The organism is Streptomyces sp. NPDC127129, assembly GCF_042671585.1.
In the GTDB taxonomy this organism is placed as follows: domain Bacteria; phylum Actinomycetota; class Actinomycetes; order Streptomycetales; family Streptomycetaceae; genus Streptomyces.
This window is the reverse complement of sequence record NZ_JBHXTV010000002.1, coordinates 410,666-427,826: the sequence shown is the minus strand read 5'-3', so window position 1 is coordinate 427,826 and position 17,161 is coordinate 410,666. Positions and strand designations below refer to the sequence as shown.

Below are 17,161 nucleotides of genomic sequence, written 5' to 3'. Positions count from 1 at the left end.
CGTGCCCGCGTCGACGAAGCGCCCCGTCCCCCGCACCCCCCAGGTCGTCAGCGGCCGCGTCGTCCGGACGGGCGGTGTCTCGCTCCGCGTCCGGGGCCGTACCGTCGCCGTCACCGCCCTGCTCGTCGCCCTGCTGGTCGTCGTCATGGGCATCACCCTGACCACCGGCGACTTCCCGCTCACCGTCGGCGAGGTCGTCGGGGCCCTGACCGGAAACGGCTCCGGCGCCGCCGACTTCGTGGTCAACACGCTGCGCATGCCGCGCCTGCTGACCGCGGTCTTCGTCGGCGCGGCCCTCGCCGTGAGCGGGGCGATCCTGCAGAGCCTCACCCGCAACTCCCTCGGCAGCCCCGACATCATCGGCTTCACCAACGGCTCGGCCGTGGGCGCACTCGTCGTCATCATCCTGCTGCACGGCAGCATGACCCAGATCGCGTTCGGCGCGCTCGTCGGCGGCCTCGCCACGGCCCTCGCCGTCCACCTCCTGATGATCGGCCGCGGACTGCAGGGCTTCCGGCTGATCGTCATCGGCATCGGCGTCAGCGCCCTGCTGCTCGCCGCCAACTCGTACCTGATCACCCGGGCGACCTTCCAGGAGGCGCAGGAGGCCCAGGCCTGGCTGATCGGCAGCCTGGGCAACCGGCTCTGGACGCACGCCAACGCCATCGGCATCGCCCTCGCCGTCCTCCTCCCGCCGGCCCTCCTGCTCTCCCGCCGGCTCGCCATGGTCGAGATGGGCGACATCACGGCGACGGCCCTCGGCGTCAATGTGGCACGGACCCGCACGGTCCTCCTGGTCATCGGCGTCGCCCTCGCCGCGTTCGCCACCGCCGTCACCGGCCCCATCTGGTTCATCGCCCTGGCCGCGCCGCAGGTCGTCCGCAGACTCACCGGATCCTCCGCGCCCTCGCTGCTGTCGTCCGCCCTCATGGGCGCCCTCCTGCTCACCGTGAGCGACCTCGTCGTGCAACGGGTCTTCGCGCCCGCGCTCCTCCCGGTCGGCACGGCGACCGGCGCCATCGGCGGGCTCTACCTCATCTGGCTGCTGATCACCGAGTCGCGAAAGAGCCGCGCATGACTGGAACCAACGCCCCGCAGCCCCGGCTCCGCGCCGAGGAGCTGACCCTCTCCTACGACCAGCGGACCGTCGCCTCGTCCCTGAGCGTCGACATCCCCGACCGCTCCTTCACGGTCATCGTCGGACCGAACGCCTGCGGCAAGTCGACGCTGCTCACGGCCCTCGCGCGGATGCTCAAACCCAAGGCCGGGCAGGTCTACCTCGACGGCGCGGCCATCGCCTCGTACCGCTCCCGCGAGGTGGCCCGGCGGCTCGGACTGCTCCCGCAGACCTCCAGCGCTCCCGGCGGCATCACGGTCGGCGACCTGGTGGCCCGCGGCCGCTACCCGCACCAGCGCCTCCTGAAGCAGTGGTCCGCCGAGGACGAGACGGCCGTCGTCGAAGCGATGCGGCAGACGGGCGTACTGGAACTCGCCGACCGTCCCGTCGACGACCTCTCCGGCGGTCAGCGGCAGCGCGTCTGGCTCTCCATGGTGCTGGCACAGCAGACGTCCATCCTGCTGCTCGACGAGCCGACCACCTTCCTCGACATCGCCCACCAGGTCGAGGTGCTCGACCTCTGCGCCGAACTGCACGCCCGCAAGGGCCACACCGTCGTCGCCGTCCTGCACGACCTCAACCAGGCGTGCCGCTACGCGACGCACCTCATCGTGATGCGCCCCGGCGGAACCATCGCCGCCGAGGGCGACCCGGCCACCGTCATGACCGCCGATCTCGTCGAGGACGTGTTCGGCCTGCCCTGCCGGATCATCGACGACCCGGAGACCGGGACCCCGCTGATGATCCCGGCCGCGCCCCGGCGGTTCGAACCCGAGGCCGGCGCGGCCCCCGCCCCGGACACGGCGGACGACGCCGTACTCGCCGAAACCCCCTAGGACGGACTGCGCATGATGCTCTGCACGAGGCTGACGAACGCGCGCATCCTCACCATGGATCCCGACCGCCCCGTCGCCCACGACCTGGGCATCTGGCAGGGCAGGATCGTGGGCCTGGACGAGGCCGTGACCTCCCTGCCGGCCCGTGAGGTCGTCGACCTCCAGGGCGCCACCGTCCTGCCCGGCTTCATCGACAACCACGTCCACCTGTCCTGGACCGGTCTGAGGGCGAGCTCCCCGAGCATCGCGGGCCTCGACCGCGTCGAGGACGTCCTCGACGTCGTGGCGGAGGCCGCCTCCCGCAGGAACACTCCGGGCGCGTGGGTCAGCATCGGCGGGTACGACCAGCGGACCCTCGGGCGGCACCTGACCGCCGAGGAGCTCGACCGGGTCAGCCAGGGCCACCGGGTCTTCGTGATGCACGACTCCGGCCACGCCTGCGTCGTCAACAGCGCCGTGCTCGACCTGCTCCCCCCGGAGGTCCCGCACGACAACGGGGTCCTCGTGGAGAGCGCGATGGGCGCCGTGCGCCGGCTGCGCCTGCCCTACGCGCAGGACGAACTCGCCGACGCCATCGAGTACGCGGCACGCGTGTGCCTCGCCGAAGGCGTCACCGCCTGCGCCGAGGCCGGGATCGGCGGGGGTCTGCTCGGCCACAGCCCGGTCGAACTCGGCGCGTACCAGCTCCTGCGCGACCAGGGCCGTCTGCCCCTCAGGGTCCAGCTCATGCCGGGCGGTGACACACTGCGGCCGCAGGGCGCGCACGAGCGCGACGGCATCCCGCGCGCGCTCGACCTCGGCCTGCGCACCGGATTCGGCGACGACTGGCTGTCCGTCGGCGCCCTGAAGATCTACACCGACGGCGGCATGATGGCCCGTACGGCCGCGCTCACCGCCCCGTACGAGGGCATGGACCACACCGGCCAGCTCCAGGACGACCCCGACCGTCTCACCTCCCTCATCGTCGACGGCCATCTCGCGGGATGGCAGCTCGCCGTCCACGCCATCGGCGACCGGGCCGCCGACCTCGCCCTGGACGCCATCGAACGGGCCCAGGAGCTGCGCCCCCGCACCGACGCGCGCCACCGCATCGAGCACGCCGGGCTCATCAGGCCCGACCAGCTCGCCCGCTTCGCCCGGCTCGGGCTCAGCGCCGTCGTCCAGCCCAACTTCCTGCGCTACTTCGGCGACGACTACGCGACGATCATGGGCCCCGAGCGTGCGCCCTGGATGTACCGCGGCCGGGGCTTCCTCGACCACGGGGTGACGCTCGTCGGCAGCTCCGACCGGCCCGTCACCGACGGATCACCCCTGCGGGCCGTCCAGTTCATGGTCGAACGCGCCTCGGTCTCGGGGCGCCTCATCGGCCCCGACGAGGCGATCACGGTCGACGAGGCGCTGCGCGCCTACACTGTCGCCGGTGCCCACGCCTGCCACTGGGAGGACCGCGCCGGCACGCTCAGCCCCGGCAAGCGCGCCGACCTCGTCGTCCTCGGCGACGACCCGCACCGCGTCGACCCCTCGCGGATCGGCGACATCGAGGTCCTCGCGACCTTCGTGGACGGACGCGAGGCGACGGAGGGACGGAAGCTGTGAGCAGGCGGACCGAGACCCCGGCAGTCCACTCCGACCTGTGGCAGGTCCCCACGGTGCCGCCCCGCTGGGTGGTCTGGCACGTCCGTGAGGATGAAGTCCTCGTCTTCGACCGCGAGTTGAACATCCCGGTCGACGTGGACGACGCGGCTCTGGCGGAGGTCGTCCGCCGGATGCGCGAGGCCGGGGCGCCCGAGAGCCACGACTACCCGGGCCGGCCGTGCTGACCGGGACGACCCCGGCCCGCCTGGGCGAGGACCCGCTGCCGGGGCCCTGGCGGTCCGGGCAGGGTCCGCGGCTGTGGATCGTGCCCGTGGGCGCGTACGGGCCGCGGGCGGACGAGTTGCGCGAGCTGCTCGACGAGGGCGAGCGGACCCGCCTCCAGGGTTTCGTACGGGCCGCCGACCGCGCCCGCTACCGGGTCGCCCATGTCGCTCTGCGGCAGCTGCTCGGCGCGTACCTGGACACGGACCCGGCGAAGGTGGGCTACGTCCGCGAGGCGTGCCCCGGGTGCGGCGGCCCGCACGGCCGCCCGGCCGTGGCCCCGGCCCTGCGGTCCGTACCGCTCCACTTCTCGCTCTCCCACTCCGGCGACGTCGTCCTGCTGGGTTTCGCGGACACGGCGGTGGGTGTCGACGTCGAGGCGGTACCGGCCCCGGAGGTGGCGGCCGAGGTCGCCGAGTTGCTCCACCGGGCCGAGCGCGCCGAGCTGGCGGCGCTGCCGGAGCCGGCTCGCGCCGCCGCCACGGGGCGCTGCTGGGCCCGCAAGGAGGCCTACCTCAAGGGCGTCGGCATCGGCCTCGGCGAGGATCCCTCCGTCACCTGCGTGGGCGCGGGAACCGCTCCGGCCGCTGTTCCCGGCTGGTCGCTGAACGACGTGCCGGTGCCGCCCGGCTACGCGGCGGCGTGCGCCACCCGACTGATGGACGAACCGGCTCCGGCCTAGTCGACGTGGCCGCCGGGCCGTCAGCCGCATCGGCTCCGGCCGAGTCGACTTGGTCATCAACTTAGCCAAGGCTACCCTTAGTTCGACTGTTCCATCGGGTTGGGCGGCGACCCCCACCGCCCCTTCGCGCACGGTGGAACCGAGGAAGGAAAGCCTTGACCACGGCCCCGCCGCGCCAGGCCACGCTGTCGCCTCGCGTACCCGTCCCTCCCGGCCTCCCCCCGTTCTCCCTGCGGCCCGCCCGGCCGGAGGACGCCGCCGCGCTCGCCGCACTCTCCCGGCCCTTCGTCCGCACCGGAGCGCTCCGCGAGCGCCCGCTCTCCCTGTACGCCGACCGTGCCGCCGACTTCCTCGTCGTGGAGACCGCCGGGGGAGCGCTCGACGCCTGCGTCGGGCTCCGCACCCACCCGGCCGGCGCGGGCGTGCTCTACAACTTCTGCGTCGCCGGCCGGCGCCAGGGATGCGGCATGGGAGCAGGACTGCTGACCGCCGCCCTCGCACGGGCCCGGAACGAGTCCCTCCGAACCCTGTTCACGGCCACGACCGGTGGCGGCCGCCTCTTCCTCCGGCACGGCTTCACCCCGGCCCGTACGGCCCTCGCACCGGTGGCATGGACCAGATCCCTGGACCCCCGCCGCAACGCCCTGATCCTGTCCCGCGCCGTCCGGCCCGATTCCTGACGTCACTGCTTGGGGGCGCACGACGCCACCGGTCTGGCCGCGCCGAGGAGCTTCAACGGCACCGGCACCTCGCCACTCTCCGTCTTGAGGACCAGCGTTCCCCCGGTGATCCGCACCACCTTCCCGCAGGTCGTCGTGGAACCGTGCTCGACGCGCAGCGCCGGCTCGTCACGGGGCGGCCCGTACCAGGTGGTGGCGACCGCGGCGACGAGCAGCGCCGCGCAGGCGGAGGTGGCGACGACACCGCGCCTGAGCGCCGTCACGGAGGCCAGGGCCTCCGTGTGGGCGCGTACGGCGGCGGGTGGCAGGTCACGCAACGGGACGACTCCGAAGCGACCATGGGCCGCCCGCAGCACCAGTGCCGCGCCACAGGCGCCGCAGACCAGCGCCGCGAGAAGCATGGCGCCGACGGCTGCGGACCAGCCCTGGGCGAGCTGGCCGACGTCGGACCGGCCCTTCACGAGGCCGAAACCGACGAGCCCGGCGAGCAGGGCCCCCAGCCCGTTGCGCCACGCGAGGGCGGCGGACCTGATGCGGGGCAGTTCGCCGCGGATCAGCTCCTCCCGCTCCTCGGCGCGGCGCAGATCCTCGGGCGTGGCCACGGGGCCCGGCCTCGGTCGGCGGATCACAGCAGGAAGTTCCAGTAGGCGCCGCATCCGGTGCGGCCGTCCGGGCGCCCGGGGTGTTCCTGGCGGCAGTCGCAGACGACCAGCAGGGGATCGCCGCCGCCGACGGCTCTGACCACCTCGTCGAAGGCGGGTACCTCCAGGGAGACGCCGCATCGCGGGCACGGCCCACGAAGTACCGCGGCCCCGTCGCCGAAGTCCTCGACGGTGAACACCGCGGCCGCCGTGGAGGCATAGAGGGGATCGCTCGACAACTGGTACTGCAGGGGAAGATGGCTCACGGTTCAGGGTCCTGTGTGGGTGAAGGGGATCCAGACGCTCGGCCGGTCGGGACGTCGGTTGCGCAGCCGGACGAGGGCGGAGTGCAGTGCGCGGGCGGCGGCATCCGTGTCCAGCCCGCCGTCCCGCCTCAGCTGCCGGTAGACGTGGTCGGAGACGAACGCGGCGGCCGGGTCGTACACGGACCAGAGAGTGGCGATCACATGCCTGCATCCGGCGTGGTGGAGCGCCGCCGCCAGCGTGATCATCTCGTCGGAGAGCCACACACCGCCGGTCGCGGTCTTGCACGCGGACAGGAAGGCCAGGTCCGTCTCCAGAGGGCCCGCCAGCAGGTCGGTCACCGACAGCATGCCGTCGGCGAGCAGCAGTCCGGCGCGGGACGGCTCGTTGAGATTCTGGGTGCCGTGACAACTGAAGTGGACGTACTGATGAGTTCTCAGCTCCGCCAGGACCCTCTCGGTTGCGGCGTCCGACTCGCCGAGGACGGTGCACCGGTCCTCGCCGAACAGGCTTGTCAGTAAGGCCTGTTCGGCTGCCACATTGGGGAGCGGGGCCTGTCCCGGAGTCTGCGGCATCGCGACGACGAGCATCCGTCCACCGTCCGGCGCCCCACGCTGCCTGGCATGCTGCAGGGCGCGCAGGGACGGCGTGTACGAGGACACGACGGTGTCGAGCACGCTGCGGCCCGGTTCGCCGTGATGTCCGGCCGCGTGGAGAGGCAGGAGCGCGAGCTGCCCGGTGGGGCACCACCACAGCCGGGGCAGAGTCCCGTCCGGTCGTGCCACGGGACGCAGGTGGGCCAGTACCGGGCCGGCGATCCGGTCCCACAGCCACCCGAGGGTGCCCTGAAGCTTCGCCTCGGTCACCAGCCTGAGCTCTGCGAGTGCCTGCTGCGCATCCTGATACGTGTGCAGGTCCTCCGGGGCCGGCACACCCTCCAGCAGTCGGCGGCGCAAGGACGAGACCTCCGCCTGCGCTCGTTCGAACCCCTGCACCGTGCGCAGATAGGCCAGAGCTTCCCGCTCCACCTCGGCGCGGGTCAGTCCCGGCAACTCCAGGGCACGGACGCCGTCGTCGGACACGGCGAGAGCGTCGCAGCGCTTGCGTCCGACGTTCAGCATCACCACCGGCCCCTCGGCCGTCGGCCTCAGCGCCTCGATCCGTAGCGGCCGCAGGAAGTCCTCCAGCCGTTCCACGCTGCGGATCTCCCCGAGCAGTGCCTCCCACTCCGCCGCTGCCGCGATGCGGTCGTCCAGCTCTTCGCTCATACGCCCACGCTCCCCCCGAGCGGCCCGCTACAAAAGAACATTACGGTCCGAGGCCGGGCAAGGAGGGGGATTCGTCGTGACGCACTTCGCCGAGTACGAAGAAGTCAGCGACGCGGCGCTGCTCTCGAACGAGGGCGCGGCCGTCCTGGCGCGCTCACGCGGGAGCGGCGACCCCGCACAACTCCGCGCAGCCGTGGCGATCTTCGCCCGGGCGGCAGATATGTGCGCCGACGACGATCCCGCCCGAGCGATGATCTTCTCCAACCTGAGCCACGCCCTGCGCACCTGTCACCGAATGACCGGAGAATCCGCCCTGTTGGCCGGTGCGGTGTCGGCGGCCCGCACGGCGGTGAACTGCCTTCACGACGACGATCCGTCCGCCGGTCTCGTGCTCAGCAACCTCGCGCTCGCCCTCGGGGCGCTGCTCTCCTCGGGGACGGCGGAAAGGGGCGTCCTGGGCGAGGCGCTGGACGCCGCCCGGAGGGCGGTACGGGTCACCCCCGCCGGCTCTCCGCACCTTGCCGCCCGACTCGAAGACCTCGTCCGGCTTCTGTACGCCGCCGTCCGGAACGCGGGTGGCAAGGACGTCCATGCCGAACTCGTCTCGACGCTTCGTCGACTGCTCGACGCCATGCCCGCCCCGAACCCCGACCGCTCAGCCGTTCTTCCCTTGCTCCTCCAGGAGTTGAGGAAGCAGTACGAGACGACGGGGGATCCGGCGGCGCTGGAGGCGAGCGTGCCGGTGGGGAAGGAACTGGCAGACGGATTCAGGGAGTCCGACCCCGACCGGTACGCCGCCGCCCTGAGTCTCGTGGCCGTCACCGCGGGTGACCTCCACCGCGCCACCGGGCTCCGTACGTGGCTGGTCGAGTCCATCGCCCTGTGGCGCGAGACGCTCGCCGCCGCGCCCGAAGGGCCGCACAGCGTGGTGGGCCACCTGGAGCTCTGCTCGCACCTCGTGGAGACGGGGCGCCTCGACGACGACCGCGAGGCGCTGACGGAGGCGGTACGGGCCGGCCGGAGCGCCGTGGCGGAGGGCGGGGGCGCCGAGGCGAGCGGTCGGCTCGGCTCCGCGCTGGCCGCGCTCGGCGATCCGACGGCCGCCCAGCGGCACTACGGTGACGCGATCCGCATGAGCGGCACTCTGGGCGAAAAGGCACGGTGGCAGTCGGAACTGAGCGAGGTCATGGCCCAGTCGGGCCAGAGCGACGCGGCCCTCGAACTCGCCCGTGCGGCCGCGAAGGGGTACCAGGGCCGGCCCGGCGAAGTCGTCGCGCTCTCGCGGCTGACCGGTCTGCTCAGCCGGTCGGCACGCGAACGCGACGACCTCCGGCTGATGGTGGAGGCCACGGAGACGGCCCGGCGGATGGCCGCTCTCGTACCGGCGGGGCAGCCTGGCAGGATGACCGCGCTGCACGAGCTCGGGCAGCAGCTGTTCCTGCACTACAAGTCCGAGCCGGTCCAGGCGCTGCTCGACGATGCGGTGACCGCCGGGCGTCAGGCTCTCGCGGCGTATCGCGGCGAAGTGCCGGGCGAGCAGGCGCCCGTGGCGGTCGTCAAGGCCGGGCTGGGCCGATCGTTGCACCTGCTCGCCCGGCTCACCAAGGACGAGCCGCTGCTCGCCGAGGCAGTCGGACTCCTGCGACAGGCCATCGCCTCCACGAAGGCCGGCCATCCGCTGCTGACCTCTTTCCGGGCGGAGCTGTCCACGGTGCTGGCCGCGGCGGCGGACGGCACACAGCGCGAGGAACATCAGATCCGCGAGGCAGTCGCCCTGGCGCGGGAGGCCGCCCGGGAGGGCGGCGTGGAGGGACTCAATGCGCTCGGCGGCGCTCTGACCCAACTGGCGCACGCCACACGCGATCAGGCCACGGTGGACGAGGGCATCGACGTGATCACACGGGCCCTGAATGTCCACGACCGCGCCTCGTCGGGCCGCGCGGGCCACGGCGTGCAAGGGGGAGCGCTGCTCATGCTCCGTGGAGACCTGCACATCCACCGTTACGAGCACACGAACGACATGGTGGATCTGACCGCCGCCATCGACGCGTACGAGGAGGCTTCCGCCGTCGTTCCCCGGGACCACATGAGCCGACCGCGCCTGACGACGATGCGCTGCCTGCTGCTGGGAGTCAGGGCGTCCGTCACGAGGTTGCCGCAGGACGAGGAGCAGATGCTCCGTGCCGGGCACGAGGCGCTCCCGCTCATGACCGATCCCGTCGTGTCGGCAGGGCTGCGGTGCACTCTCGCCGTCACCCTCCAGAACCGGAACAGCCGCACCGGCGATCCCGCCGACCTGGACGCCGCCATCGACCTGTGCCAGGAGCCCCTGTCGCCCGGCGATCTCCCGGATGCCGCACGGTTCCCCCTGCATGGGCAGTTGTGCTACCTCCTGCGGGTCAAGTACAGCCGCACAGGGCACCGCGCCGACATCGACCGGGCCGTCGACCACGGGCGGGCGGCCGTCACCTTCCACGGCGGGGCACCCGAGGACCTCCCCCGCTGGCGGTCGTACCTGAGCGCCGCGCTGCGCGAGCGGTGCGAGAGCACCGGCTCCCTCGCGGACATCGACGAAGCGATCGAACAGGGCCGGATGGCGGCCGAAGGCGGCGAGACGGACGGCGTGGGCCATCACGGTACGGCCGTCATGCAGAGATTCGAGTCGCTCGGGCAGCTCGACGATCTGCACCGGGCCGTCCTGCTGGCACGCGAGGCCGTGACACGCGTCGAGACGGACGTCGGCGCGGCACTGACCAATCTCGGCTCCTGCCTGGCCCAGCGGTATCAGGAGATGGGCACGTCTCAGGATCGGGACGAGGCGATCGGCTTCTTCCGGGAGGCCGTGAGACGGACCGACCCGCACCACCAGGGCCGGCCCAACCGGCTGATCAACCTGGCTCTCGGCCTGCGCGAGCGGTACCGGCAGACCGGTGCCGAGGACGACTTCCGGGCTGCGGACGCGGCGGCGCGCGAGGCCGTCGCCCTCGCGCCCGCCGGTCACCCGCTCCAGGCCCGCGCCCTGGACACCCTCGGCCACGTCGCTGCAGAGCGGTACTCCAGGACCGGCGATCCGGCCGACCTGGACGAGGCGATCACGGTCGCCCGCAGGGCCCGGGACGTCAACGACCATCCGGCGCTGGGACAGATGGTGCACAATCTGGCCGCCTACCTCCTCGACCGATTCAGCCTCACCGGGGCTGCGGAGGACCTCGACGAATCGATCGCCCTCTGTAGAGAGGGGCTCGGGTTCGAATCCCCGACCACGGTGAACCTGCGCCTCACCCTGGGGCAGGCTCTGGTCGCACGTTCCGACCTCACGGGCGACACCGACGCGATCCGGGAAGCGGTCGAGGTGTGGCGCGCCGGGGCCACGGCCTCCACGGGCCGGGTCGAGGCACGTCTGGCCGCGGCGGTCATCTGGGCGCGGTTCGCCGAGCGGCGATCGGACGCCTCGGCCCTAGAGGCGTATCGCTGGGCGATCGACCTGCAACGGATTCTCGTGTCCCTGGGAGCGGCTCGCTCCGACCGCGAAAGGTTCCTCACCCGGTGGCGGGGACTCGCGGGCGACGCGGCAGCGGCGGCCCTCGGCGCGGGGCGTGCCGACACCTCGGTGGAGCTGCTTGAGCAGGGTCGCAGTGTCCTGTGGTCCCAGTTGCTGGATCTGCGCTCCGATCTCACGGAGGTGCGGGAACGGGCGCCGGAGCTGGCCCGGCGCCTGATCGCGGTCCGCGACCGGCTCGACCGTCCGCCCCGCGGCGCCTGACCACTGGTTGAGGGTGGCGGGCCCGGAAGCCGGTTCGGCTCCGGGGCCGCCCTTCGTCGGTGGACCGTGCGGTGTGCGTCAGGCGGTGTCGAGGATCGACGGGAACGCCTTCACCAGCTGGTCGACCTGATGCTCCGTCACCGTCAGGGCCGGAGCCAGGCGTACGATGCCCGGTCCCGCCGCGTTGACCAGGAAACCGGCATCCTGCGCCGCCCGTTGGACGGACGCGGCGACCGGCTCGGTGAGGACGACGCCCAGGAGCAGACCCGCGCCCCGGACCTCGGCGACCCGGGGGTGCGCCGCCGCCTCGATGCCGCGGCGCAGTCGCTCACCCACCCGTACGACGTGGGCGAGCAGCCCTTCGGTCTCGATGGTGTCCAGAACGGCCAGACCGGCCGCACAGGCCACCGGGTTGCCGCCGAACGTCGAGCCGTGCTGTCCGGGCTCCAGCAGCTCGGCGGCCGGGCCGAAGGCCACGGTCGCGCCGATCGGAAGCCCTCCGCCGAGCCCCTTGGCGAGAGTGATCACGTCCGGGTCCACCCCCTCGCCCGCCTGGTGCGCGAACCACCGGCCGGTTCGGCCGATCCCCGTCTGCACCTCGTCGAGGACGAGCAGGCTTCCGGTCGCCCGGGTGATGTCGCGGGCGGCCCGCAGGTACCCCTCCGGCGCCGGGACGACTCCGGCCTCGCCCTGGACCGGTTCGAGCACGACCGCCGCGGTGTCCTCCGTCACGGCGTCGCGCAGCGCCTCGACGTCCCCGAACGGCACATGCGTCACATCGCCGGGCAGCGGCAGGAAGGGGGCCCGCTTCGCCGGCTGGCCGGTCAGAGCCAGCGCCCCCAGCGTGCGCCCGTGGAAACCGCCCCGCGCGGCGACGAGGTGAGGGCGCCCCGCCCGCCGGGCGATCTTGAAGGCCGCCTCGACCGCCTCCGTACCGGAGTTGGCGAAGAACACCCGGCCGTGCTCCCGCCGGCCCAGCAGGGCGAGCAGCCGTTCGGCCAGCGCCACCGGCGGCTCGGAGACGAACAGGTTCGACACGTGCGCCAGCCGGCCGACCTGTGCAGTGACGGCCGAGACGACGGCAGGGTGCGCGTGGCCGAGGGTGGTGACCGCGATCCCGCCGGTGAAGTCCGTGTAGGCACGGCCCGACTCGTCCCAGACGGTGCTGCCCTCACCCCGGACGAGCGCCAGCGGCGGCGTCCCGTAGGTGTCCATCATGACCGCGCTCCAGCGGTGCGCCAGGGGTACGGCGCCGTCGGTGGCGGTCATGAGCGGGCCTCCTCGGTCACCCGGGCCTCCTCGGTCACCCGGGTCGCCCCGGGCCCCTGGGACTCCTCGGGCCCGTGGTGCTGGTCGGGGACGATGGTCGTACCCGGTCCCTCCTCGGCGAAGACTCCGCGCAGCAGCGCGTGCGGCACCCGGCCGTCCAGGACATGGGCCCGGCGGACCCCTTCGCGGACCGCCCGCAGACAGCCCTCCATCTTGGGGAGCATCCCGCTCGTGAGGCCCGGCAGCAGGGCGCCCAGTTCGGAGGCCGTGAGCCGGGAGATCACCTCGGTGCTGCGCGGCCAGTCCGCGTAGAGACCCTCGACGTCGGTCAGCACCACCAGCCGCTCGGCGCCGAGCGCGACGGCCAGCGCCGAGGCCGCGAGGTCGGCGTTGACGTTGTAGATCTCTCCGTCCGCGCCCCGCGCGACCGGTGACACCACCGGGATGCGGCCCTCGTCGAGCAGCGTGCGTACGGCTCCGGGCTCCACGGCGACGACCTCACCCACGAGGCCGATGTCCACCGGGCGTCCGTCCACCCAGGCCGGGCGTCGCACCGCCGTCATGGTGTGCGCGTCCTCGCCCGACATGCCGACCGCGAACGGCCCGTGGGCGTTGAGGGCGCCGACGAGGTCCCGCTGGACCTGGCCCGTCAGCACCATGCGGACCACCTCCATCGTCTCCGGCGTCGTGACGCGTAATCCCGCCTCGAAGCGGGTCTCCAGGTCGAGACGGTCGAGCATCGCGCTGATCTGCGGCCCGCCGCCGTGCACGACGACCGGCCGCAGCCCCGCGTGCCACAGCTCCACCACGTCCTGGGCGAACGTCCGGTGCAGCGCCGGGTCCACCATGGCGTTGCCGCCGAACTTGACGACCACCGTGCGGCCCTGGAGCTCCTCGAGCCAGGGCGTCTCGGCGGGGTTCGGGCCGGTCGTCCGGCCGGCGGTCGTGTCGACGTGCTCGGGGGAGAGCGATCTCATCCGTGTGGTCCCCTGCCCCTTCATGAGCTGTACGCGCTGTTCTCGTGGACGTACTCGGCGGTGAGGTCGTTGGTCCAGATCGCCGCGGAGGAGTCCCCCGCGGCCAGATCCACCGTGATCGTGATCCGGCGGCCCGACAGGTCGACCTTGTCCCTGGCCTCGCCCGCCGCGCCGTTCCGGCACACCCAGACGTCGTTGATCGCCACGTCCAGCCGGTCGGGGTCGAAGGCCGCCGACGTGGTACCGATGGCGGACAGCACCCGGCCCCAGTTCGGATCCTCCCCGTGCAGCGCGCACTTGAGGAGGTTGTTCCGTGCCACGGACCGCCCGACCTCGACGGCGTCCTCCTCCGAGGCCGCGCCGACGACCGTCACCTCGATCTCCTTGGACGCACCCTCGGCGTCCGCCACCAGCTGCCGGGCCAGATCGAGGCAGACCGCGTGCACGGCCTCGGTGAACTCCTCGGGGGCGGGGCTGATCTCCGAGGCCCCCGAGGCCAGCAGCAGCACGGTGTCGTTGGTGGACATGCAGCCGTCGGAGTCCACCCGGTCGAACGTGGTGCGCACCGCCCGGCGCAGTGCCGCGTCGAGCGTGTCCGCGCCGAGGTCGGCGTCCGTGGTGAGGACGACCAGCATCGTGGCGAGACCGGGCGCGAGCATGCCCGCGCCCTTGGCCATGCCCCCTACCGTCCAGCCGTCCCCGGACACCACGGCGGTCTTGTGTACCGAGTCCGTCGTCCTGATGGCGACGGCCGCGTCCTCCCCGCCCCCGTCCGTCAGCCGGTCCACGGCGGTGTCGATGCCGGCGGTGACCCGCTCCATCGGCAGCCGCACGCCGATGAGGCCGGTGGAACACACCGCCACCTCGTGCGGGTCGACGTCCAGGGCCCGCGCGGTGCGTTCGGCCATCAGCAGCGCGTCGACCGCGCCCGCCTGACCCGTACAGGCGTTGGCTCCACCGGAGTTGAGGACGACGGCCGTGAGGCGTCCGTCGGCCAGGGCGCGGCGGGACCAGCGTACGGGCGCGGCCTGTACGCGGTTGGAGGTGAAGACGCCGGCGGCGGCGCGTGACGGCCCTCGGTTCACCACGAGGGCGAGATCGCGATCACCGGACTCCTTGATGCCGGCGGCCACGCCGCTCGCAAGGAATCCACGGGCAGCGGTCACACTCACGGAGCCACTCCATTCGTGGGCAGGCCCAGCCATTCCGGCAGGCCGAGGGCGAGATTCATGCACTGCACCGCGGTGCCCGCGGTGCCCTTGACCAGGTTGTCGACGGTGCTCACACAGATCAGCCGGCCCGCGTCGGGGTCGACGGCGATCTGCACCTGCGCGGTGTTGGAGCCGAGGACGGCCGCGGTGGAGGGCCACTGTCCGGGCGGCAGCAGACGGACGAAGGGTTCGTCGGCGTACGCGGCCTCGTAGACCGCGCGCACGACGTCCTCCGCCCCGGCGGCCGCGCCGGGGCGGAGCCGGGCGGAGCCGGTGGCGAGGATGCCGCGCGGCATCGGGGCCAGCGTCGGGGTGAACGAGACGGTGACATGCTCGCCGGCTACCAGGGAGAGGTTCTGGATCAGCTCGGGGGTGTGGCGGTGGCCGCCGCCCACTCCGTACGGGCTCATGGAGCCCATCACCTCGGCGCCGAGCAGATGCGGCCGGAGTGCGCGTCCGGCGCCCGACGTGCCGCTGGCCGCCACGACGACCGCCTCCGGCTCCACCAGGCGGGCCGCGTAGGCGGGGAAGAGCGCCAGCGTGACCGCCGTGGGGTAGCAGCCGGGCACCGCGATCCGGGTGGCGCCCTTCAGCTCCTCCCGGACGCCGGGGAGTTCCGGCAGGCCGTAGGGCCAGGTGCCGGCGTGGGCGGAGCCGTAGAACCGCTCCCAGGCCGCGGGGTCACGGAGCCGGAAGTCCGCTCCGCAGTCCACGACCACCGTCTCCGGATCGAGCTTCCGCGCGAGGGCGGCCGACTCTCCGTGCGGCAGGGCCAGGAAGACCGCGTCGTGCCCGCGCAGGGACTGGGCCGAGGTCTCGTCCAGGACCCGCCCGGCGAGCGAGGCCAGTTGCGGCTGTACGGAGGAGAGCGGGCGGCCCGCGCTGCTGTGCGCGGTGAGCGCGCCGATCTCCACTCCGGGATGGGCGTCCAGCAGGCGGAGGATCTCTCCGCCCGCGTAGCCGCTGGCACCGGCCACGGCGACCCGTACGGTCATCTTCTTCGTCTCTCCCTGTGCGTGTGGTCCTGCGGTGACAGAGTCGGCGCCGCAGGTCGCCGTCAGGGGGACCCGGTCACGCGTCCCGGTGAACGGCTGGTGGAACCCTGTTGAGCAGGAGGTCGCGCAGCATGGCCTCGGTCGTGCAGACGACACCGCTGCGGGCGGCCCAGCGCAGCGCCATGGCGTGTTCCTCGGGGGAGAAGTCCGCCACGGCGTCGGCGACGACGAAGGGCTGGATGTCGTTCATGAAGGCGTCCGCGGCGGTCAGCAGGACACCGAGATGGGCGTACACCCCGCAGACGATCAGCTGGTCGCGGCCCTCCGAACGCAGCAGCCTCCCGAGATGGCTGCGGAGGAAGGCGTTCTGGCGCACGTTGGGGAGCAGATGCTCGCCCGTGCGGGGAGTGAGCGGAGCGACGATCGCGGCCGCGTCGGGCTCGTCGCCGATGCCGGGACCCCAGATGTCGGCGACGAGCCCGCGCTGGCCGGGCCGCTGGGCGGCCGGCTCGGCGCTGAAGACGACGGGCATGCCGAGGGCCCCGGCCAGTTCGCGCAGGGCCGCGATGTTCTCGACGAGTTCCACGACCGGGCTCTGCCCGGCCGGGAACACCTCCACGAAGTGGTTCTGCATGTCGTGGACCAGGAGCGCGGCGCGTCCGGGGTCGACGGACCAGGAGGCGCAGGACCGGGGGAGGGCCGCACGGTCGGGCAGGGGGTAGGGGCCGACGGTCGGCAGGCCCATGGTGGTTCCTCCCCCCGGATGGCGTGCGCGTGTCCGCGCCACCACCACTCGTGTGTGGTTTAGCTTAGCCTAACCTAAGTATGCGCGAGAGGGTGGAACAACTGTGCTTCAGATACGCCGAGTTGGTGTCACGGCCTGGTGGAGGGGCGCCGGTGGTGCGCGCAGGAGGGGGTCGTCAGGAGCCGCCGGACCTGCTCCCCGGCCTCGGCGGCGTCGCGCGCCTCGACGGGGAACTGCAGGCGGAGGTCGCAGTGGCCCTCGCGGTACTCGCAGCGCAGGGTGATGCCGTGCCGGTCGACGGCGAGCGGGAGGGCCCGGACCACGCCGAAGGGGAGGCGCGAGCCGGCGAGGACGATCAGGTCCGCGACCATGTCCTCGTGGGCGTCGGCGAGATGCGTGAGCATCGCCGCCTCCTGTACGGCGAGCGGGTCGGGCTGCGCGAGCGTGAACCGGTCGAGATCGACGTCCTGGGTGCCGGCCGGGGTCCGCAGGGTCACGCGCGCCAGGTCGAGACGGAGCCCGTCCTCACCCTCGGGCCCGGCCGGGGTCAGCCAGCCCGAGATCGTCACCCTGGCCCGGACCCGGTCGCGCAGGGGTGTCGGCGCGATGTCGGTGAACTCCAGGAGGGCGGCGAGGCTGCCGCGTGGAGCGGAGGCGACCTGGGCCTCCAGCGGGCTGTCCGGCTGAGGGGCGAGGGTGATCCGTCCGTTGCGGTCGATCGAGTGCATGCCGATCAGGTCGTAGCACTGTGCGTCCGTGGTGAGGGACAGGGAGACCGCCCGGGTCAGCACGGAGCGGACCAGCTCCGCCGCGGCCTGCTCGTGCGGGACGGTGTCGGTGGCGGCGTTCAACGGAA

Annotated in this window: 16 protein-coding genes; 7 read left to right on the top strand and 9 right to left on the bottom strand. The window is 72.9% G+C overall.

Annotation, left to right across the window (positions count from 1 at the left end; translation table 11 throughout):
- Position 1 precedes the first annotated feature (1 nt).
- From ACFVGW_RS05245 to ACFVGW_RS05220, 6 genes are all read left to right on the top strand, one after another.
- Positions 2–1,078 carry a FecCD family ABC transporter permease gene (locus ACFVGW_RS05245; protein WP_385850872.1) on the top strand — a complete coding sequence of 359 codons (1,077 nt, stop codon included), beginning with the start codon at positions 2–4 and terminating at the stop codon, positions 1,076–1,078.
- Entirely contained in the window at positions 1,075–1,953 is an 879-nt protein-coding gene (locus ACFVGW_RS05240) for an ABC transporter ATP-binding protein (protein ID WP_383220585.1), read from the top strand. Before ACFVGW_RS05245 ends, ACFVGW_RS05240 begins: the two co-directional genes overlap by 4 nt.
- 15 nt (positions 1,954–1,968) lie before the next feature.
- The gene (locus tag ACFVGW_RS05235) at positions 1,969–3,549 is read left to right on the top strand and encodes an amidohydrolase (RefSeq protein WP_385851016.1); all 1,581 of its coding nucleotides are present in this window, start codon (positions 1,969–1,971) and stop codon (positions 3,547–3,549) included.
- Complete coding sequence (locus tag ACFVGW_RS05230; RefSeq protein ID WP_385850871.1) at positions 3,546–3,773, top strand: hypothetical protein; 228 nt, start codon at positions 3,546–3,548, stop codon at positions 3,771–3,773. The genes ACFVGW_RS05235 and ACFVGW_RS05230 overlap by 4 nt, the downstream gene beginning before the upstream one ends.
- Complete coding sequence (locus ACFVGW_RS05225) at positions 3,767–4,492, top strand: 4'-phosphopantetheinyl transferase family protein (RefSeq protein ID WP_385850870.1); 726 nt, start codon at positions 3,767–3,769, stop codon at positions 4,490–4,492. The genes ACFVGW_RS05230 and ACFVGW_RS05225 overlap by 7 nt, the downstream gene beginning before the upstream one ends.
- A 155-nt stretch (positions 4,493–4,647) precedes the next feature.
- Positions 4,648–5,172, top strand: coding sequence for a GNAT family N-acetyltransferase (locus ACFVGW_RS05220; RefSeq protein WP_385850869.1), 525 nt, complete (start codon positions 4,648–4,650; stop codon positions 5,170–5,172).
- 2 nt (positions 5,173–5,174) lie between these two features.
- On the opposite strand, the gene ACFVGW_RS05215 is transcribed toward ACFVGW_RS05220, so the two are convergent.
- From ACFVGW_RS05215 to ACFVGW_RS05205, 3 genes are read right to left on the bottom strand one after another with little or no spacing between them, the layout of a single operon-like run.
- Entirely contained in the window at positions 5,175–5,774 is a 600-nt protein-coding gene (locus ACFVGW_RS05215) for a hypothetical protein (protein ID WP_385850868.1), read from the bottom strand.
- Positions 5,775–5,797: 23 nt separating this feature from the next.
- On the bottom strand, positions 5,798–6,079 hold the full coding sequence (locus tag ACFVGW_RS05210) for a hypothetical protein (RefSeq protein WP_385850867.1): 282 nt from the start codon (positions 6,077–6,079) through the stop codon (positions 5,798–5,800).
- A 3-nt stretch (positions 6,080–6,082) separates the two neighbouring features.
- Positions 6,083–7,345, bottom strand: a complete 1,263-nt coding sequence (locus ACFVGW_RS05205; RefSeq protein WP_385850866.1) for a CHAT domain-containing protein — start codon at positions 7,343–7,345, stop codon at positions 6,083–6,085.
- Between the two features lie 76 nt (positions 7,346–7,421).
- Between ACFVGW_RS05205 and ACFVGW_RS05200 the strand changes: the two genes are divergently transcribed.
- Positions 7,422–11,108: a hypothetical protein gene (locus ACFVGW_RS05200; protein ID WP_385850865.1), complete on the top strand. Its 3,687-nt coding sequence runs from the start codon at positions 7,422–7,424 to the stop codon at positions 11,106–11,108.
- Positions 11,109–11,186: 78 nt separating this feature from the next.
- Here ACFVGW_RS05200 and ACFVGW_RS05195 read toward each other — a convergent pair whose 3' ends face one another.
- The 6 genes from ACFVGW_RS05195 to ACFVGW_RS05170 all read right to left on the bottom strand — a co-directional run bounded on the left by ACFVGW_RS05195 (position 11,187) and on the right by ACFVGW_RS05170 (position 17,156).
- Complete coding sequence (locus tag ACFVGW_RS05195; protein ID WP_385850864.1) at positions 11,187–12,377, bottom strand: acetylornithine transaminase; 1,191 nt, start codon at positions 12,375–12,377, stop codon at positions 11,187–11,189.
- On the bottom strand, positions 12,374–13,225 hold the full coding sequence (gene argB, locus ACFVGW_RS05190; protein WP_385851015.1) for an acetylglutamate kinase: 852 nt from the start codon (positions 13,223–13,225) through the stop codon (positions 12,374–12,376). Before argB ends, ACFVGW_RS05195 begins: the two co-directional genes overlap by 4 nt.
- 149 nt (positions 13,226–13,374) lie before the next feature.
- Positions 13,375–14,526 (bottom strand): bifunctional glutamate N-acetyltransferase/amino-acid acetyltransferase ArgJ, encoded by a 1,152-nt coding sequence (argJ, locus tag ACFVGW_RS05185; RefSeq protein ID WP_385850863.1) that lies wholly within the window; start codon positions 14,524–14,526, stop codon positions 13,375–13,377.
- Entirely contained in the window at positions 14,523–15,560 is a 1,038-nt protein-coding gene (gene argC, locus ACFVGW_RS05180; RefSeq protein ID WP_385850862.1) for an N-acetyl-gamma-glutamyl-phosphate reductase, read from the bottom strand. The genes argJ and argC overlap by 4 nt, the downstream gene beginning before the upstream one ends.
- Before the next feature lie 76 nt (positions 15,561–15,636).
- Positions 15,637–16,305 (bottom strand): isochorismatase family protein, encoded by a 669-nt coding sequence (locus ACFVGW_RS05175; protein WP_383220594.1) that lies wholly within the window; start codon positions 16,303–16,305, stop codon positions 15,637–15,639.
- Between the two features lie 128 nt (positions 16,306–16,433).
- On the bottom strand, positions 16,434–17,156 hold the full coding sequence (locus ACFVGW_RS05170) for a DUF2470 domain-containing protein (protein ID WP_385850861.1): 723 nt from the start codon (positions 17,154–17,156) through the stop codon (positions 16,434–16,436).
- Between the last annotated feature and the right edge of the window lie 5 nt (positions 17,157–17,161).

What these genes read in the sequence shown, in the direction of transcription:
- ACFVGW_RS05240 (WP_383220585.1), top strand. Translation starts at nt 1,075, where the DNA reads ATGACTGGAACCAACGCCCCGCAGCCCCGGCTCCGCGCCGAGGAGCTG.
- ACFVGW_RS05235 (WP_385851016.1), top strand. Translation starts at nt 1,969, where the DNA reads ATGCTCTGCACGAGGCTGACGAACGCGCGCATCCTCACCATGGATCCC.
- ACFVGW_RS05205 (WP_385850866.1), bottom strand. Translation starts at nt 7,345, where the DNA reads ATGAGCGAAGAGCTGGACGACCGCATCGCGGCAGCGGCGGAGTGGGAG.
- ACFVGW_RS05195 (WP_385850864.1), bottom strand. Translation starts at nt 12,377, where the DNA reads ATGACCGCCACCGACGGCGCCGTACCCCTGGCGCACCGCTGGAGCGCG.
- argB (WP_385851015.1), bottom strand. Translation starts at nt 13,225, where the DNA reads ATGGTGGACCCGGCGCTGCACCGGACGTTCGCCCAGGACGTGGTGGAG.
- argC (WP_385850862.1), bottom strand. Translation starts at nt 15,560, where the DNA reads ATGACCGTACGGGTCGCCGTGGCCGGTGCCAGCGGCTACGCGGGCGGA.
- ACFVGW_RS05175 (WP_383220594.1), bottom strand. Translation starts at nt 16,305, where the DNA reads ATGGGCCTGCCGACCGTCGGCCCCTACCCCCTGCCCGACCGTGCGGCC.